Source organism: Variovorax boronicumulans (assembly GCF_009811375.1).
GTDB classification, from domain to species: Bacteria; Pseudomonadota; Gammaproteobacteria; order Burkholderiales; family Burkholderiaceae_C; genus Variovorax; species Variovorax boronicumulans.
Genome location: NZ_BKDH01000001.1, coordinates 1,971,203 through 1,986,378 on the forward strand (window position 1 = coordinate 1,971,203; position 15,176 = coordinate 1,986,378).

Genomic DNA, 15,176 nt, shown 5'->3' on the forward strand with positions numbered 1-15,176 from the left:
GGCACGTTTCACTCCCAAAGGATGTCTCCCATGACGACCGCCATCGATCAGGCCCTGGCCCAGGCCCATCAACGCTTCACCGACGGCAACCCCGAAAGCCTGCGCCGCTTCGAGGCGCAGACGCGCTACATGCCCGGCGCCAACAGCCGCTCGGTGCTGTTCTATGCGCCGTTCCCGCTCACCATCGCCAAAGGCGAGGGCGCGTCGCTCTGGGACGCGGACGGCCACCGCTACACCGACTTCATCGCCGAGTACACGGCCGGCGTCTACGGCCACTCGGCGCCCGAGATCCGCGAGGCGGTCATCGCGGCGATGCAGGGCGGCATCAACCTCACGGGGCACAACCTGCTCGAAGGTCGGCTCGCACAGACGATCTGCGAGCGCTTCCCGCAGGTCGAGCAGCTGCGCTTCACCAACTCGGGCACCGAGGCGAACCTGATGGCGCTCACGGCCGCGCTGCGCTTCACGGGGCGGCGCAAGATCGTGGTGTTCTCGGGCGGTTACCACGGCGGCGTGCTCGGTTTCGGCGACCAGCCGTCGCCGACGACCGTGCCCTTCGACTTCCTCGTGCTGCCCTACAACGACGCGGGCACGGCGCGTGCGCAGATCGACGAACACGGTGCGGACATCGCCGCCATCCTGGTCGAACCGATGCAGGGCGCGAGCGGCTGCATTCCGGGCGGGCGCGATTTCCTGCAGGCGCTGCGCGACGGGGCCACGCGGGTCGGTGCTCTGTTGATCTTCGACGAGGTGATGACTTCGCGGCTGGGGCCGCACGGGCTGGCGAACGGGCTGGGCATTCGAGCCGACCTGACGACGCTGGGCAAGTACATCGGTGGCGGCATGTCCTTCGGCGCCTTCGGTGGACGGGCGGACGTGATGGCGCAGTTCGACCCACGCACCGGGGCGCTCGCGCACTCAGGCACCTTCAACAACAACGTGATGACGATGGCGGCCGGCTATGCGGGCCTCACGCAGCTGTTCACGCCCGAGGCGGCAGCAGCATTGGCCGAGCGCGGCGAGGCGATGCGGTCACGGCTCAATGCGCTGTGCGAACACGAGGGTGTCGCGATGCAGTTCACCGGCGTGGGCTCGCTCATGAATGCGCATTTCCTGCGGGGCGAGGTGCGGCGCGTGGCCGACCTGGCGGCGGTGGACGGGCGCTTGCGGCAGCTGCTGTTCTTCCACCTGCTGAGCGAGGGGATCTACACCTCGCCGCGCGGATTCGTCGTGCTCTCGCTGCCGTTGTCGGCGCAGGATATCGACCGCTACGTCGCCGCCGTGGGCAGCTTCATCGACGCCTACCGGCCGCTGCTGCTCAGCGCGGGGTAGTGCCCGCCACGCCCAGCAGCTCGTGCAGGCGCGTGCTGGTGGTCGTGTACTGCAGCGGGATCGCCTTGCCGGGGAACACCCGCGCCGCGGCGCCCCAGGCCGCCAGGGTGGCCTCGTGGAAGCCGCAGACGATGAGCTTCTTCTTGCCCGGGTAGGTGTTGATGTCGCCCACCGCGAACACACCGGGCTCGCGGGTTTCGTACTTCTCAGTGTCGACGGGCACCTGCTTGCGCTCCAGCTCGAGGCCCCAGTCAGCGATGGGCCCCAGGCGCGGCGAGATGCCCAGGCAGGCGACCAGCGCGTCGAGCGGAAGCTCGACCGTGGTGGCGTCGGGCGTGGTGATCTGCAGTTGCTTGCCGTCGAAGGCGCTCGGCTGGCCGATCCGGAAGGCCAGCTTGCCGTCGGCCACGAGGGCGCGCATGGCGGCCACGTTCGCCTCATCGGCCTGGAAGCCGTCGCGACGGTGGACCAGCGTCACCTGCTTAGCCAGGGACGTGAGGGCGATGGCGGTTTCGAGCGCGATGTCGTCGCCGCCGTTGACCACGACCGTCTGGCCGGCGAAGCGGTCGAGCGAATCGGGGTGATAGAACAGCGTCGCGCCTTCGAACTGAGCGATCCCGTCGACCGTGATGCGCTTGGGCACGAAGGCGCCAACGCCGGCCGCGATGAACACGGTCTTCGCAAGGAAGGCCGTGCCGGCCGAGGTGGTCAGCAGCAGGCGGTCGTCGCCCTGGCGGGCCAGGGTAGAAACCTGCTCGCCGAAGTGGAATTGCGGCTTGAACGGCGCCACCTGCTGCAGCAGCGACTGCGCCAGATCGCGCCCGCTGGTGACCGGGGTGCCGGGAATGTCGTAGATCGGCTTGTGGCCGTACAACGCCACGCACTGGCCGCCCGCGGCGGGCAGCGCATCGACGATGTGACAGGAAATCTCGAGCAGGCCCAGCTGGAAGGCCTGGAACAGGCCGACCGGACCGGCGCCGATGATCAGCGCGTCGGTCTCGATCGGTGCGGGCGCCTGGCTCAGCGCACCAGCTCCGAGATCTTGCCGGTCTTGTCCTTCCACTCTTCAGCTTCGGGCAGGGCGGGCTTGCGCTTGGTGATGCTCTTCCAGCCGTCGGCCAGGGCCAGCTCGGCGTTCAGCTTGATGAAGGCGATCTGGTCGGCCGGCAGGTCTTCCTCGGCGTAGATCGCATTGACCGGGCATTCGGGGATGCAGACGGCGCAGTCGATGCATTCATCCGGGTCGATCACCAGCATGTTGGGACCTTCGCGGAAACAGTCGACGGGGCAAACGTCCACGCAGTCGGTGTATTTGCAACGGATGCAGGCTTCGGAGACGACGTGGGTCATTTGTCTTTTAGCGTCAGGAGAAGGGGCTGGAAAACCCTAGATTTTAGGCCTTTGCGGCGGGCGGCTGCACGAGCACGGCAGCGGAGGTGCGATGAGAGGCCGTATCGACCAGCACCAGCGACCCCAGCGCACGCGATTGGGCGAAGGGCAGGACGGCCAGCGGCTGCTGCAGCGCGAGCACCACATCGCCGATGGAATTGGCTTCCAGCTGGGTCGCCGGCTCGGATTCGAGGGTGGTGATGTTCACGCGGTCGACGATGCGCGCCACCTTGGCCTTGACCCAGCGGTGGCCCTGCAGCGCCCAGTACACGCGGCCCGCGACCAGCGGCTCGTCGTCGAGCCAGGCCACGGTGGCGGTGATCTCGCGCACGGGCTCGAAGGCCTCGGGCGCCAGCAGCCAGTCGCCGCGCGACACGTCGAGTTCGCGGTCGAGCACGATGCCGGCGCTGTGGCCCGCATGCACGGACTTGGGCTGGCGCGTGTGGCTCAGCACCTGCGCCACGGTGGCGGTCTGGTTGCTGGGCAGCACCGTGACGCGCTGGCCGGGCTCCACATGGCCCGAGGCGACGCGGCCCCAGAACACGCGGCGGCCCTGCGAGGTGTCGGCCGAGGCCGAGAACTTCTCGACCCACTGCACCGGGAAGGCGAAGGGCACGGCTTCGTCCTGCGCGGTCACGGGCAGGTCTTCGAGCAGCTCGAGCAGGCTCGGGCCTTCGTAGCCGACCCAGTCGGCATGGCGCGTGGCCACGTTCCAGCCCTTGAGGGCCGAGATCGGCACGATGGCCGCGACCTTCACGCCGGCCGCTTCGGCAAAGGCGTTCAGCGCGGTCGAGATGCGCTCGAAGGCGAGCGCGGCGTCGTCGATGGCGTCGAGCTTGTTGACCGCGAACACGATCGACTGCACGCGCAGCAGGTGGGCCAGCAGCGTGTGGCGGCGCGTCTGCGGCAGCAGCTCGCGCTTGACCACGGTGCCGTCTTCGACCTCGGCGGCCCAGGCCAGCTTGGTGGCATCGACCAGCACCACGGCCGCGTCGGCGGCCGATACGGCCGTGACCATGTTGCGCGTGTACTGCTCGTGGCCCGGCGCGTCGCCGATGATGAACTTGCGCTTGGCGGTCGAGAAGTAGCGGTAGGCCACGTCGATCGTGATGCCTTGCTCGCGCTCGGCCGAGAGGCCGTCGGTCAGCAGGGCCAGGTCGGTCTCGCCGCCGCGCTGCACGCCGGCCAGCTGGTCTTGCAGCACGGTCTTGCTGTCGACCAGCAGGCGGCCGATGAGCGTGCTCTTGCCGTCATCGACCGAGCCGCAGGTGATGAAGCGCAGGGCGGTGCCGGTGTCGCCGTGAAGGGCGGTGGTGTCGAGGGTTGCCGTCGTCGTGCTCATCAGAAATATCCGTCTTTCTTGCGCTTCTCCATCGAAGCTTCCGAAGTCATGTCGTCCATGCGCGTGGCGCCGCGCTCGCTGACGTCGACCGACAGCGTCTCCAGCACCACATCGCCCGCGCCTGCGGCCAGGCTCTCGACCGGGCAGGTGGTCGTGATGTCGCCCACCGTGCGAAAGCGCACGTCGCGCACCTGCACGGTCTCGCCGTCGCGCGGTGGCGTGAGTTCGGTCACGGGCACCAGCAGGCCGCGGCGCTCGACCACTTCACGCTTGTGCGTGTAGTAGATCGACGGCAGGCCGACGTTCTCGCGCTCGATGTATTGCCACACGTCGAGCTCGGTCCAGTTGGAGATCGGGAACACGCGGAAGTGCTCGCCGGGGGCCAGGCGCGTGTTGAACAGCGTCCACAGCTCGGGGCGCTGGTCCTTGGGCTGCCACTGGCCGAAGCTGTCGCGGTGCGAAAAGATGCGCTCCTTGGCGCGGGCCTTTTCCTCGTCACGGCGGGCGCCGCCGATCAGCGCGTCGAAGCGGAATTCTTCGATCGCTTCGAGCAGCGTCACCGACTGGTGCGCGTTGCGCGACTCGCCGGGGTGCGCCAGGCGCACGGTGCCGCGCTTCATCGAGTCTTCGACGCTGCGCACGATGAGTTCGGCGCCCAGTTCTTTCGCGCGCTGGTCGCGGTAGGCCGTCACTTCGGGGAAGTTGTGGCCGGTATCGATCATCAGCAGCGGGTAGGGAATGCGGCCGACGCCGAAGGCTTTTTCAGCGCACTTGAGCAGCACCAGCGAGTCCTTGCCGCCCGAGAACAGCAGGGTGGGGCGCTCGAAGGCGGCGGCCACTTCGCGCAGGATGAAAATGGTTTCTTCTTCCAGCGCGTCGAGGTGCGTGTTGGACAGGTTCGCGGGTGAATGCATGGGCGGCTGCAGCAGGTCGGCTTCGGTACGGGCGTTCATCGGATGGGTCCTGGAGGCGGAGAGCGATCGTTCAGTGCGACAGGTGCAAGCCGCATTCGCGGTTGTCCTCGCCCTTGGTCGGGTCCACGTAGTCGAAGTTGTTGGGCAGGCCGTTGGCTTCGCAGTATTCGTAAAGCTCTTTGGACGACCAGTGCAGCAGCGGCGCGACCTTGATCAGGCCGTCCGGGTTGACGCTGACCGGGTCCATCTGCGCGCGCACGGCCGTGTCGGTGGCCCGCAGCGCGGTGAACCAGACCTTGGGCGCGGTCTCGCGCAGTGCGCGAGCAAAGGGTTCCAGCTTCACTTCTTCGGTGAAGGCCGCGTGGCGCGGATCGTCCAGCGCCGGCGTGGCGCCTTCGACCGCCTCGCGGTGCGCGCGCGAGCGGCGCGGCAGGTAGATGTGTAGATGAAGGCCCAGGAGCTTCGTCACCTCGTCGGCAAAACGGTAGGTGGCCTCGGTGTTGTAGCCGTTGTCCATCCAGACCACCGGCACGTCCCGCTTGGCGCGCGTGACCATGTGCAGGATCACGGCCTCGAAGGGGCGGAAGTTGGTGGTGATGATCGCGGGCTGGCCCAGGCCGACGGCCCAGTCCACCAGGCCCTCGGCGTTGCGGCCGAGTTCGGTGTTGATGCGTGCGAAGTCGATGTCGGTGGCGATGCTCATGGGACTCTCTTGTCTGCTCAGGCGCCGGCGACGAAGTGCGGCGCGGTCTTCACCGCATCGCCCTGGTAGAACGTGGCGAAGCGGTCGAACTGGCGCTGTGCGTCGGAGGCGTCCACGCCTTCCTTGAGCACGGCGCTGGAGAAACCGGTGCGTTCCATCTGCACCAGCTGGTCGATCAGCACGTCGCCGGTGGCGCGGATGTCGCCCGTGAAGCCGAGGCGGCGGCGCAGCAGGAAGGCCTGGCTGTAGGCGCGGCCATCGGTGAACTTCGGAAAGTTCAGGTCGATGCGTTCGATGTCCGCCAGGCACACCTCGATGGCGAGCGGGTCGGCGTCGTTGGCCAGTTGCAGGACCTTCGGGTCGCCGTCGTCGATGTGTTCTTCGGCCGAAAGAATGTTGAGCGTCTTCTTCATGCTGCTTCCTCCACCTTGAATCGCGCACCGTTGGCCGCGGCCTTGAACGGGTCGTGGCCCACGCGGCGCAGGGTGTCGATGAAGGTCTCGCCGTTGGCGCGGGTGTCGCGGTACGTGGTGAGCACGGCCTCGATCACGCCCGGCACTTCGGCCGCCGAGAACGAGGGACCGACCACCTTGCCGGCCTGCGGCGCGCCGCTGAGCGCGGAGCCGTCGGAGCCGCCGAGGGTGACCTGGTACCACTCCTTGCCGTCCTTGTCGACGCCCAGGATGCCGATGTGGCCGCTGTGGTGGTGGCCGCACGAGTTGATGCAGCCGCTGATGTGCAGGTCGATCTCGCCCAGGTCGTCGAGCTCGTCGAGGTCCTGGTAGCGCTCGGTGATGGCTTCGGCGATGGGAATGGAGCGGGCGTTGGCCAGCGCGCAGAAGTCGCCGCCGGGGCAGGCGATCATGTCGGTCAGCAGCTGCACGTTGGCGCTGGCGAAACCGGCGGCGCGGGCGGCGAGCCACAGCGCGTGCAGGTCTTCGGCGTGCACCCAGGGCAGCACCACGTTCTGGTCGTGCGTCACGCGGGCTTCACCGGCCGAGAAGCGGTCGGCCAGCTCGGCGATGGTGTCGAGCTGGTCGCCCGAGGCGTCACCGGGCGCCTGCTTCAGGCGCTTGAACGACAGCGTCACGGCGCGCAGCGCGGGGTTCTTGTGGGCGTCGACGTTGCGGGCCAGCCAGCGCGCGAACATGACGTCGTCGGCGGCGTGGGCACGCAGTTCAGCGTCGGTTTTTTCGGCGCTTTGCAGCACGCGGGTGGCCAGCGTCGGCGGCACGAAGGAGGCGGCCACGCGGTCGTACTCCTCCTGCGTGATGGTGTGCGGTGCGCCGTCGTGCTCGAGGATCTGCTTGTACTCGGCCTCGACGTCGTCGATGTAGCGCTGGCCTTCGGCCTTCACCAGGATCTTGATGCGCGCCTTGTAGATGTTGTCGCGGCGGCCATAACGGTTGTAGACCCGGATCACCGCTTCGAGGTAATTCATGATCTGCTGCCAGGGCAGGAACTCGCGCAGCACGGTGCCGATGATGGGCGTGCGGCCCATGCCGCCACCCACCTGCACGCGGAAACCGATGTCTCCCGCGTCGTTCTTCACCACGTGCAGGCCCACGTCGTGCCAGCCGGTGGCGGCGCGGTCTTCGGTGGCGCCGGTGATGGCGATCTTGAACTTGCGCGGCAGGAAGGCGAATTCAGGGTGCAGCGTGCTCCACTGGCGCATGATTTCCGCGAACGGACGCGGGTCGGCGATCTCGTCGACGGCGATGCCGGCGCGCTCGTCGCTCGTGATGTTGCGGATGCAGTTGCCGCTGGTCTGGATGCCGTGCATGTCGACCGAAGCTAGCAGGTCCATCACGTCGGCCGATTTGGCCAGCGGAATCCAGTTGTACTGGACGTTCTGGCGCGTCGTGAAGTGGGCGTAGTGGGTGGGCAGCTTGTGGCTGCCGAGCAGGCCCTGGGTCTCGATGGCCTTGCGGTAGACCTCGGCCTCGGGCTCGTCGTATTCGCGGGCGATGCGGGCCAGCACGCGCAGCTGCTTGCTCGACAGCTCGCCGTACGGCACGGCCACGCGCAGCATCGGCGCGTAGCGCTGCACGTACCAGCCGTTTTGCAGGCGCAGGGGGCGGAACTCGTCCTCGTGCAGGCGGCCCTTTTGCCAGCGCTCGAGCTGATCTCGGAACTGGGCAGCGCGTTGGTGAACGAACTGGCGGTCGAATTCTGTGTATTGGTACATCGTGCGTATGTGTCTTGAAGTGCGGTGCGTCCAGCGCCCCAGCAAGAAGCCCCGGATTCTGAAAGCCCGCCTTATGGAAACAAACTATTTTTTGGTTCGCGTCTTATGCGGATAAGCTTATTCACCAGCATCCATGCGGGTTGCGAGGCGGTTGGTTGCTTATTCCGGATAAGGCGCGAAGGCCGGCGCGGGGTCGCCGGACGCTGGATTCTAGGAACCCGGGGGCACCCGCGCAGGGCGCCTACCGCAGCTTGAAGTCGAAGCCGAGGGTCTGCGGCGAACTCAGCAGCTGCCGCGCGGCCTTGTCGGCCTGGTGTTGGGCATTGAGCCATTCGCGGGCCAGCCGGGCTTCAGTCCGGTTCAGGTGCTCGATGCCGTGGTGACGCTCCTTCGACCAGGCCTGGAAGCACTTCACCACCCGCAGCGGATCGCCGATCTGCTCCTCGATCCGCAGCCGGTAGATGTCCGCGGCCACCATGACATCCTTCAAAGTGAAGTTCTGGCCTTTGACGTGGACCACGTAGGGGACCACATAAGAAGTTGTCCTGGCGAGATCGCTCATGCCTTCATCCGTGCCTCAAGTCGCTGCCTGTGCCGCAGATTAGCGGTGGGTATCGAAATGAAACTGAGCGTTTCTGAGCGCCGAAGCGGCGCCCGGACAGCGCCGGACTAGCGCCGGATGAGCGTCTTGGCGTGGAAGCGGTAGCCGGCGTTACGCGCCGTGTTGATCGGCAGCACCAGGCCGGTGGCCTCGCTGACCTTGCGCCGCAGGCGGCGAATCTGGGTGTCGAGACGGCGCTGGTCGTAGCTCAGGTAGTGCTCGCCCAGGGCCTGCACGATCTGCTGGCGGCTGGCGATCTCGCCGGCGCTGCGCATCAGTTCGTGCAGCACCGTGAGGTCCTGCTCCGACAGCGCAATGGGCGCGAAGCCCGGCGGCGACAGCCGGCGCGGGCCCAGCTCCAGCACCCAGGCGTCGGCCGGCAGCGCGGCGGGCGAATCGCCCAGGCGCCGCGACAGCGCCGCCAGCGTGGCCGCCAGCTCATCGAGGTCGGTGGTCTTGGACAGGTAGTAGTCGGCGCCGATGTCCAGCCCCGTCACGCGGTCGCGGGCGCCGCCGCGCGCCGTCAGCACGACGATGCCCAGGCGCTCGCCGCGTTCGCGCAGTTCGCGGATCAGCGACAGGCCGTCGCCGTCGGGCAGGCCGAGGTCGACCAGCGCGATGCCGTGGCGGGCGGGGTCGTAGGTGCGGTGGAAACCTTCGAGTGACGCCTCGGCATCAACCCGGTAGCCGCTGCCGGTCAGGAACTCGCTCAACTCTTCGCGCAGCACGGCTTCATCTTCCAGCAGGATCACATCACGCATGGGAACAGGGTAGGGGCTGGTGGCCGAGGGAATCTGAGCGTTTCTAAGCACGATGAAAGGCGCGCGGATTGTAGGGGCGCCCTCGATAATCCGCGCCCATGAAACGCCTTGCTCGGTGCCTGTGGCGGTGCGGTTGTCTTGCCGTGCTGGGCCTTCTCTTTTCCGCCGCGGCCGCCGCGGCCGCCGCCGGCGTGCTGCGGCTGAATCCGTTGGCAAGCGTCGACAGCCACGGCCAGTTGTCGATGCTGCGCGACCCCGAAGGCCGCCTCAGTGCCGACGAAGCCGCCGCCGCGCCGGGTTGGAAGGCCTTGCCTGGGGCCGTGAATGCGGGCTTCACGCGCGACGCCGTGTGGATCAAGCTCGAGGTGCAGCGCCCGGCCGACGCGCCGCAGCAGCGCTGGCTGGCGCAGTTCAGGAATGCGCTGCTCGACGATGTGCGGCTGTACCGCCAGGACGACACCGGCCGCTGGCAGCTGGCCGTGCACTCGGGCGAAGACATCGGCCGCGAGCACTGGCCCGTCGACGCGCGCAACGTGCAGCTGCCGCTCACGCTGGAGAGCACCGAGCCCACGCCGCTGCTGCTGCGCCTGCAGTCGCGCAACGCCATGTCGACCACCATCGGCTTCGCCGCGCCCGAGGTCTACGCGGGCACCGCGCGGCGCGAGTACCTCTTCTACGGCCTGGGCTTCGGATTCGGCCTGATGCTGCTCGCCTTTCACACGCTGTTCTGGCAGATGACGCGCGAGCGGCTGAGCGCCTGGTACCTGGTCTACGTGGCGAACGCGCTGCTGGTCGAGTTCCTGACGGCGGGGCTGCCGCAGCAGCTGCTGGCCATTCCCGCGCGGCTGTCCGACATGCTGCTGAGCCTGTCGATCTGCGCCGGCGTGGCCATCGGCATCCGGTTCGCCGGCATGCAGCTGGGCACCGATGTGCGGTGGCCGCGCTTCACCCGCGTGGTGGTGCGCACGGTGGGCCTTGTGAGTGCCATCGCGGTGGCGCTGGTGCTGGCCGGCGCCAACGGCCTGGCCATGCAGGCGGTACAGGGGACGGCGATGCTGTGTATCGTCTACCTGATCGGCGCCGCGCTGTGGCTGCTGCCGCGCGACCAGGGGCAGGCGCGGGCTTTTCTCATCATCTTCGGCATCTACTACGCGGGCGTGATGGTGAGCTTCCTGCGCAACCAGGGCTGGCTGCCGGCCGGCGCCTGGACCGACAACGCGACCGCCATCGGCACGTTGCTGCACCTGCTGCTGATGAGCATGCGGCTGAACCGCCGCTACGACCAGCTGCGCCGCGAAAAGGAAGCCGCGCAAGCCCGCCTCGTGCACGTGGTCGGCCGCCAGAACGACCGGCTGGAGGCGGAAGTGCGCCGGCGCACGGCCGACCTGCGCGGCGAGATCGAACAACGCCAGCGCCTCGAGGTCGACCTGCGCGCGGCGCTGGAGACCGAGCGCCGCGCCAAGCAGTCGCAGGTGGACTTTGTCGCGATGGTGTCGCACGAGTTCCGCACGCCGCTGGCCATCATCCACACCACGGCGCAGCAGATTGCGAAGAACCTCGACGCCGCGCGCGAGAAGACCCTGGCGCGCTGCCTGAACCTGCGTGCCGCCGCGCAGCGCATGACCGCGCTGGTCGACGAATACCTCACCTCCGACCGCATGGAAGCCGGCCAGACGCCGTTCCAGCCACGCCCTTGCGAGCGCGACGAGCTGATGGAGCTGTTCGAGGACCTCGTGGCCGACTGGCCGGACGGCCGCGTCGTGTGGCACGACGGGCAGTTGCCGCCGCAGCTGGTGTGCGACCCCGGCCTGCTGCGCGTGGCGCTGCGCAACCTGCTGGCCAACGCCGATCGCCACACGCCGGCCGGCCGGGCGATCGTGCTGGACGTGGTGCCGGCGGAAGCGGGCGGGTTGGACATCCGCGTGAGCAACCCCGGCGACGCCATTCCGCACGACGAGGTGCCGCGGCTGTTTGAGAAGTATTTCCGTGGCCGCCAGGCGGCGCGCTCACCGGGCGCCGGGCTGGGGCTGTACCTCGTGCATCAGATCGCCGAGTTGCACCGCGGACACGCCCGGCTCGACAGCGCCGGGCAGGACGGCCAAGTGCGCTTCAGCCTCGCATTGCCCTGAGAAGGTGCGGCTTCAGCGCAGCATCGACGACATCGCCGAACAGCAGTTCAGCATGCGCACGGCCGACTCCACTGTTTCAGCGGTGAAGCGCAGCGTGACGCCATCGACGCGCTCGAAGCTCGGCCACTGGCAGAACAGGTCGGCCATCATCGGCGACTGGGTGCGCAGCGTGACCACCTGCGGACCCTGGAAGACCAGCGGACGTGCATGGGCACGCGCGGCCAGCCCTTCGATCACGCCGGCGCGGATCGCCTGGCGCGACTGCTCCGGCGACAGCGACACGCCGCTGTTGAAGCCGGTCGCCTTCTTGGTCTGTACGAAGCTCGCATGCGGGAAGAGCGCCTGGTTCTCGGAGATGAACACGTCGTCGCCGCTGGCCATCACCACGGGCACGCCGTACTCGCCGGCCAGCGCGCCGTAGAGCCCGGCTTCGCCCAGTTCCTGGTTGCCGAGCGAGATGCTCGCGAAGGCGAAACTGTTGATCGTGTGCGCCAGGATGCCGCGGCCCTGTGCGCGCGAGTGATAGCCCACCATGCACAGCGCGTCCACGCCTTCTTCCACGCCGGCCACCATGCTCAGGTAGCGCGGCTTGCCCTGCACGACGCGGGCGCGTGCATCGAGCACGTCGGGCGGCATGTTGCGAAAGCCGCCGTGCGAGTCGTTCACCAGCACCTCGGTGGCACCGGCGTCGAAGGCGCCGGCAATCGCGGCGTTGGCCTCCTGCGCCATCAGCACGCGGGCGCGCTCGTACTCGGGGTTGCCCTGGCGTGCCTGCTCGTGGTGGTAGACGCCCGCAACGCCTTCGATGTCGGTGGAGATCAGGACTTTCATGGACGTGTGTTTCAGGCGAGAGGTGAAAGGGAAGACGCCGGCAGCAGTTCGCCGAGCGCCGCGCGGTGGTTGCCGTCGCGGCCGGTGACCGGCGTGGCGCGCCACAGCGCATGAAGTATGGCCTGCTCGGTGCTGTCGGCCGCGGCCTGGAACAGCCCGTCGAGCAGGGTGTCGTGCAGCATCGCCACGGCCGGCATGGGCCGGTCGGCGCGGTCGGGGATCGTGTAGGCGGTCGAGAAGGCCAGCACGAGGTCGCCGCTGCCGTGGCCGTAGACCGAGCCGGTGCGGGCCAGCCCCGCGCCCGCGCGCAGTGCGAGGCGGCGCAGCTGGCGCGCATCGAGCGGCGCATCGGTGGCGACGACGATGATGATCGAGCCCTTCTCGGGCTCCGACGCTTCTTTCGCTGCCTGCAGCGCCGCGAGCCGTTCGCCCACCGCGTGCCCGGCCAGCACCAGCTGCGGCTGGCGCCCGTAGTTCGCCAGCACCAGCGTGCCCACCGTGTGGGTCGTGCCGTCGGCCATCGCCACGCGGCGCGATGCGCTGCCGATGCCGCCCTTGAGCTGGAAGCTCGACATGCCGCGCCCCGCGCCGACCGAGCCCTGTTCGAAATCGGCCCCGGCAGCGTCGAGCGCCTGCAGGTAGTCGGCCTCGGTCACGGCCAGCCGCTGGATGTCGTTGAGAAAACCGTCGTTGCACTCGAAGACCAGCGGGTTCACCGTGGGCAGCGCGCGGCCGGTCTCGGGGTTGGCCGCCGCGCAGTGGCGGATCTGCGCCGTCGCCACGGTGCCGACCGAGAAGGTGTTGGTCAGCGCGATCGGCGTTTCCAGCACGCCGAGTTCGGCCAGCTGCACCAGCCCCACGCTCTTGCCGAAGCCGTTGAGCACCACGGCCGCGGCCGGCACCTTGTCGCGGAACGGGTCGCCGGCGTGCGGGCGGATCACCGTCACGCCGGTCTGCACCGGGCCGTCGGCCAGCGTGCGGTGGCCGACCGTGACGCCCGCGACGTCGGTGATGGCGTCGCGCATGCCCGCAGGCAGGGTGCCGATGAAGGGCAGGGAAGTCGTCGAGGCCATGAAGAGAGGAAAAGGAAGAGCGGGCTTACTGGCGGTCGATCTTCGGATCGAGCGCGTCGCGCAGCGCATCGCCCAGCAGGTTGAAGGCCAGCACGGTGAAGAAGATGGCCAGGCTGGGGAACAGCGCCACGTGCGGCGAGGTCACCATGTCGGCGCGGGCTTCGTTGAGCATCGCGCCCCACTCGGGCGTCGGCGGCTGCGCGCCCATGCCCAGGAACGACAGGCTGGCCGCCGTGATGATCGAGGTGCCCACGCGCATCGAGAAGTACACGACGATCGACGAGATCGTGCCCGGCAGGATGTGCCGCACGATGATGGTCCAGTCGGACGCGCCGATGCTGCGCTCGGCCTCGATGTAGGTCTGCTGCTTGAGCACCAGCGTGTTGCCGCGCACCAGGCGCGCAAAGGCCGGCACGCTGAACACCGACACCGCCACCACCACGTTGGTCATGCTGCTGCCCAGGATGGCCACCACGCCCAGCGCCAGCAGGATGCCGGGGAAGGCGAACAGCACGTCCGAGATGCGCATCACGATGCGGTCCCACCAGCCTTCGTAGTAGCCCGCCAGCAGGCCGAAGGCCGTGCCGATGATGCCGCCCACCAGCACCGACAGGAAGCCGGCCGCCAGCGAGATGCGCGTGCCCGCCAGGATGCGGCTGAAGATGTCGCGGCCCAGCGGATCGACGCCGAACCAGTGCGTGGCCGAGGGCCCGCTGTTCAGCATGTCGTAGTCGAAGAAGTTCTCGGGATCGAAGGGCACGATCCACGGTGCGAACACCGCGATCACCACCAGCAGCAGCACGAAGATGGCCGCCACGATGCCCACGGGCTGTTTCTTGAAACGGCGCCAGCATTCGCCCCAGGGCGTGCGGACCTTGCCGGCGGTCAGCGCAACGGCAACGGGGGACAGGGGAACGATGGATTCGGCAGACACGCCGGTAGCTTGCGTCATGGCTGCGTGCTCACTTGTAGCGGATGGTCGGGTTGATGTAGCCGTACAGCACATCGACCACGAGGTTGATCAGGATGAATTCGAGCGAGAACAGCAGCACCAGCGTCTGGATCACGGGGTAGTCGCGCATCTGCACGGCATCGACCAGCAGGCGGCCCAGGCCGGGCCAGTTGAACACCGCCTCCACGAGGATGGAGCCGCCCAGCAGGAAGCCGAACTGCAGGCCCATCATCGTGACCACCGGAATCAGCGCGTTGCGCAGCGTGTGCTTGAACACCACGCTGGTTTCGTGCACGCCCTTGGCGCGCGCAGTGCGCACGAAGTCTTCCTGGATCACTTCGACGAACGAGGCGCGCGTGAAGCGCGCCATCACGGCGGCCACCGCCGCGCCCAGCGTGATCGAGGGCAGGATGTAGTGCTGCCATGTCGCGGCGCCCACCGTGGGCAGCCAGCCCAACTGCACCGAGAAGATCTGCATGAGCAGCATGCCCAATGCAAATGCGGGGAATGAGATGCCCGACACCGCCAGCGTCATGCCGATGCGGTCGGGCCATTTGTTGCGGTACACCGCCGACACGATGCCGATCCCCATGCCGAAGATCACCGCCCACACCATGCTGGTGATGGTCAGCATCACCGTCGGGAAAAAGCGCTCGGCGATTTCCGTCGACACCGGCCGCCGCGTGCGGATCGAGGTACCGAAGTCGCCTTGCACCATGTGGGTGAAGAAGCTCACGAACTGCTGGGGCAGCGGCTTGTCCAGCCCGAGCTCCGCGCGCACCATGGCCACGGTCTGCTCGTCGGCATCCTGGCCGGCGGCAAGGCGCGCCGGGTCGCCGGGGAGCATGTGGACGAACAGGAACACCAGCACTGCCACGATGAGCAGTGTCGGGATCAGGCCCAACAGTCGTTTGAGGAAGTAATTCAGCATGGGATACGGTTGTCGCGAACGGGCGATGGC

Annotated in this window: 15 protein-coding genes; 2 read left to right on the forward strand and 13 right to left on the reverse strand. The window is 68.1% G+C overall.

The genetic code is table 11. The features are described from left to right. Positions 1-30: 30 nt before the first annotated feature. Entirely contained in the window at positions 31-1,332 is a 1,302-nt protein-coding gene (locus VHAB30_RS08910) for an aspartate aminotransferase family protein (RefSeq protein ID WP_159276721.1), read from the forward strand. Here VHAB30_RS08910 and VHAB30_RS08915 read toward each other — a convergent pair. From VHAB30_RS08915 to VHAB30_RS08955, 9 genes are all read right to left on the reverse strand, one after another. Beyond that, the gene (locus VHAB30_RS08915; protein WP_159276722.1) at positions 1,319-2,395 is read right to left on the reverse strand and encodes an NAD(P)/FAD-dependent oxidoreductase; all 1,077 of its coding nucleotides are present in this window, start codon (positions 2,393-2,395) and stop codon (positions 1,319-1,321) included. The genes VHAB30_RS08910 and VHAB30_RS08915 overlap by 14 nt on opposite strands. Then, a complete protein-coding gene (gene fdxA, locus VHAB30_RS08920; RefSeq protein ID WP_062472491.1) occupies positions 2,353-2,682 on the reverse strand; it encodes a ferredoxin FdxA in 330 nt (109 codons plus the stop codon). Before fdxA ends, VHAB30_RS08915 begins: the two co-directional genes overlap by 43 nt. A gap of 43 nt (positions 2,683-2,725) precedes the next feature. Beyond that, positions 2,726-4,063: a sulfate adenylyltransferase subunit 1 gene (locus VHAB30_RS08925; RefSeq protein ID WP_159276724.1), complete on the reverse strand. Its 1,338-nt coding sequence runs from the start codon at positions 4,061-4,063 to the stop codon at positions 2,726-2,728. Next, the gene (gene cysD, locus VHAB30_RS08930) at positions 4,063-5,016 is read right to left on the reverse strand and encodes a sulfate adenylyltransferase subunit CysD (RefSeq protein ID WP_062472495.1); all 954 of its coding nucleotides are present in this window, start codon (positions 5,014-5,016) and stop codon (positions 4,063-4,065) included. Before cysD ends, VHAB30_RS08925 begins: the two co-directional genes overlap by 1 nt. A gap of 31 nt (positions 5,017-5,047) precedes the next feature. Beyond that, positions 5,048-5,680, reverse strand: a complete 633-nt coding sequence (locus VHAB30_RS08935; protein ID WP_159271642.1) for a phosphoadenosine phosphosulfate reductase domain-containing protein — start codon at positions 5,678-5,680, stop codon at positions 5,048-5,050. A gap of 17 nt (positions 5,681-5,697) precedes the next feature. Further along, positions 5,698-6,093: a DUF934 domain-containing protein gene (locus VHAB30_RS08940; RefSeq protein ID WP_062472499.1), complete on the reverse strand. Its 396-nt coding sequence runs from the start codon at positions 6,091-6,093 to the stop codon at positions 5,698-5,700. Continuing rightward, positions 6,090-7,868, reverse strand: a complete 1,779-nt coding sequence (locus VHAB30_RS08945; RefSeq protein ID WP_159276726.1) for a nitrite/sulfite reductase — start codon at positions 7,866-7,868, stop codon at positions 6,090-6,092. Before VHAB30_RS08945 ends, VHAB30_RS08940 begins: the two co-directional genes overlap by 4 nt. Positions 7,869-8,109: 241 nt before the next feature. After that, complete coding sequence (locus VHAB30_RS08950) at positions 8,110-8,430, reverse strand: hypothetical protein (RefSeq protein WP_139705889.1); 321 nt, start codon at positions 8,428-8,430, stop codon at positions 8,110-8,112. A gap of 107 nt (positions 8,431-8,537) precedes the next feature. Further along, a complete protein-coding gene (locus tag VHAB30_RS08955) occupies positions 8,538-9,230 on the reverse strand; it encodes a response regulator transcription factor (protein WP_062472505.1) in 693 nt (230 codons plus the stop codon). Between the two features lie 98 nt (positions 9,231-9,328). Between VHAB30_RS08955 and VHAB30_RS08960 the strand changes: the two genes are divergently transcribed. After that, positions 9,329-11,359 (forward strand): sensor histidine kinase, encoded by a 2,031-nt coding sequence (locus VHAB30_RS08960; protein ID WP_216850703.1) that lies wholly within the window; start codon positions 9,329-9,331, stop codon positions 11,357-11,359. A 12-nt stretch (positions 11,360-11,371) separates the two neighbouring features. On the opposite strand, the gene VHAB30_RS08965 is transcribed toward VHAB30_RS08960, so the two are convergent. From VHAB30_RS08965 to gsiC, 4 genes are read right to left on the reverse strand one after another with little or no spacing between them, the layout of a single operon-like run. Further along, positions 11,372-12,190 carry a M55 family metallopeptidase gene (locus tag VHAB30_RS08965; RefSeq protein WP_159276730.1) on the reverse strand — a complete coding sequence of 273 codons (819 nt, stop codon included), beginning with the start codon at positions 12,188-12,190 and terminating at the stop codon, positions 11,372-11,374. 11 nt (positions 12,191-12,201) lie between these two features. Continuing rightward, positions 12,202-13,263, reverse strand: a complete 1,062-nt coding sequence (locus VHAB30_RS08970) for a DmpA family aminopeptidase (RefSeq protein ID WP_159276732.1) — start codon at positions 13,261-13,263, stop codon at positions 12,202-12,204. A gap of 25 nt (positions 13,264-13,288) precedes the next feature. Then, positions 13,289-14,215: a glutathione ABC transporter permease GsiD gene (gsiD, locus tag VHAB30_RS08975; protein ID WP_070060869.1), complete on the reverse strand. Its 927-nt coding sequence runs from the start codon at positions 14,213-14,215 to the stop codon at positions 13,289-13,291. Positions 14,216-14,225: 10 nt separating this feature from the next. Beyond that, a complete protein-coding gene (gene gsiC / locus VHAB30_RS08980) occupies positions 14,226-15,146 on the reverse strand; it encodes a glutathione ABC transporter permease GsiC (RefSeq protein WP_062472516.1) in 921 nt (306 codons plus the stop codon). Positions 15,147-15,176: the final 30 nt, after the last annotated feature.

Bases quoted from the DNA above. Each gene is read 5' to 3' on its own strand.
- VHAB30_RS08910 (WP_159276721.1), top strand. From the start codon at position 31: ATGACGACCGCCATCGATCAGGCCCTGGCCCAGGCCCATCAACGCTTC.
- fdxA (WP_062472491.1), bottom strand. From the start codon at position 2,682: ATGACCCACGTCGTCTCCGAAGCCTGCATCCGTTGCAAATACACCGAC.
- VHAB30_RS08925 (WP_159276724.1), bottom strand. From the start codon at position 4,063: ATGAGCACGACGACGGCAACCCTCGACACCACCGCCCTTCACGGCGAC.
- cysD (WP_062472495.1), bottom strand. From the start codon at position 5,016: ATGAACGCCCGTACCGAAGCCGACCTGCTGCAGCCGCCCATGCATTCA.
- VHAB30_RS08935 (WP_159271642.1), bottom strand. From the start codon at position 5,680: ATGAGCATCGCCACCGACATCGACTTCGCACGCATCAACACCGAACTC.
- VHAB30_RS08940 (WP_062472499.1), bottom strand. From the start codon at position 6,093: ATGAAGAAGACGCTCAACATTCTTTCGGCCGAAGAACACATCGACGAC.
- VHAB30_RS08945 (WP_159276726.1), bottom strand. From the start codon at position 7,868: ATGTACCAATACACAGAATTCGACCGCCAGTTCGTTCACCAACGCGCT.
- VHAB30_RS08950 (WP_139705889.1), bottom strand. From the start codon at position 8,430: ATGAGCGATCTCGCCAGGACAACTTCTTATGTGGTCCCCTACGTGGTC.
- VHAB30_RS08955 (WP_062472505.1), bottom strand. From the start codon at position 9,230: ATGCGTGATGTGATCCTGCTGGAAGATGAAGCCGTGCTGCGCGAAGAG.
- VHAB30_RS08960 (WP_216850703.1), top strand. From the start codon at position 9,329: ATGAAACGCCTTGCTCGGTGCCTGTGGCGGTGCGGTTGTCTTGCCGTG.
- VHAB30_RS08965 (WP_159276730.1), bottom strand. From the start codon at position 12,190: ATGAAAGTCCTGATCTCCACCGACATCGAAGGCGTTGCGGGCGTCTAC.
- VHAB30_RS08970 (WP_159276732.1), bottom strand. From the start codon at position 13,263: ATGGCCTCGACGACTTCCCTGCCCTTCATCGGCACCCTGCCTGCGGGC.
- gsiD (WP_070060869.1), bottom strand. From the start codon at position 14,215: ATGACGCAAGCTACCGGCGTGTCTGCCGAATCCATCGTTCCCCTGTCC.
- gsiC (WP_062472516.1), bottom strand. From the start codon at position 15,146: ATGCTGAATTACTTCCTCAAACGACTGTTGGGCCTGATCCCGACACTG.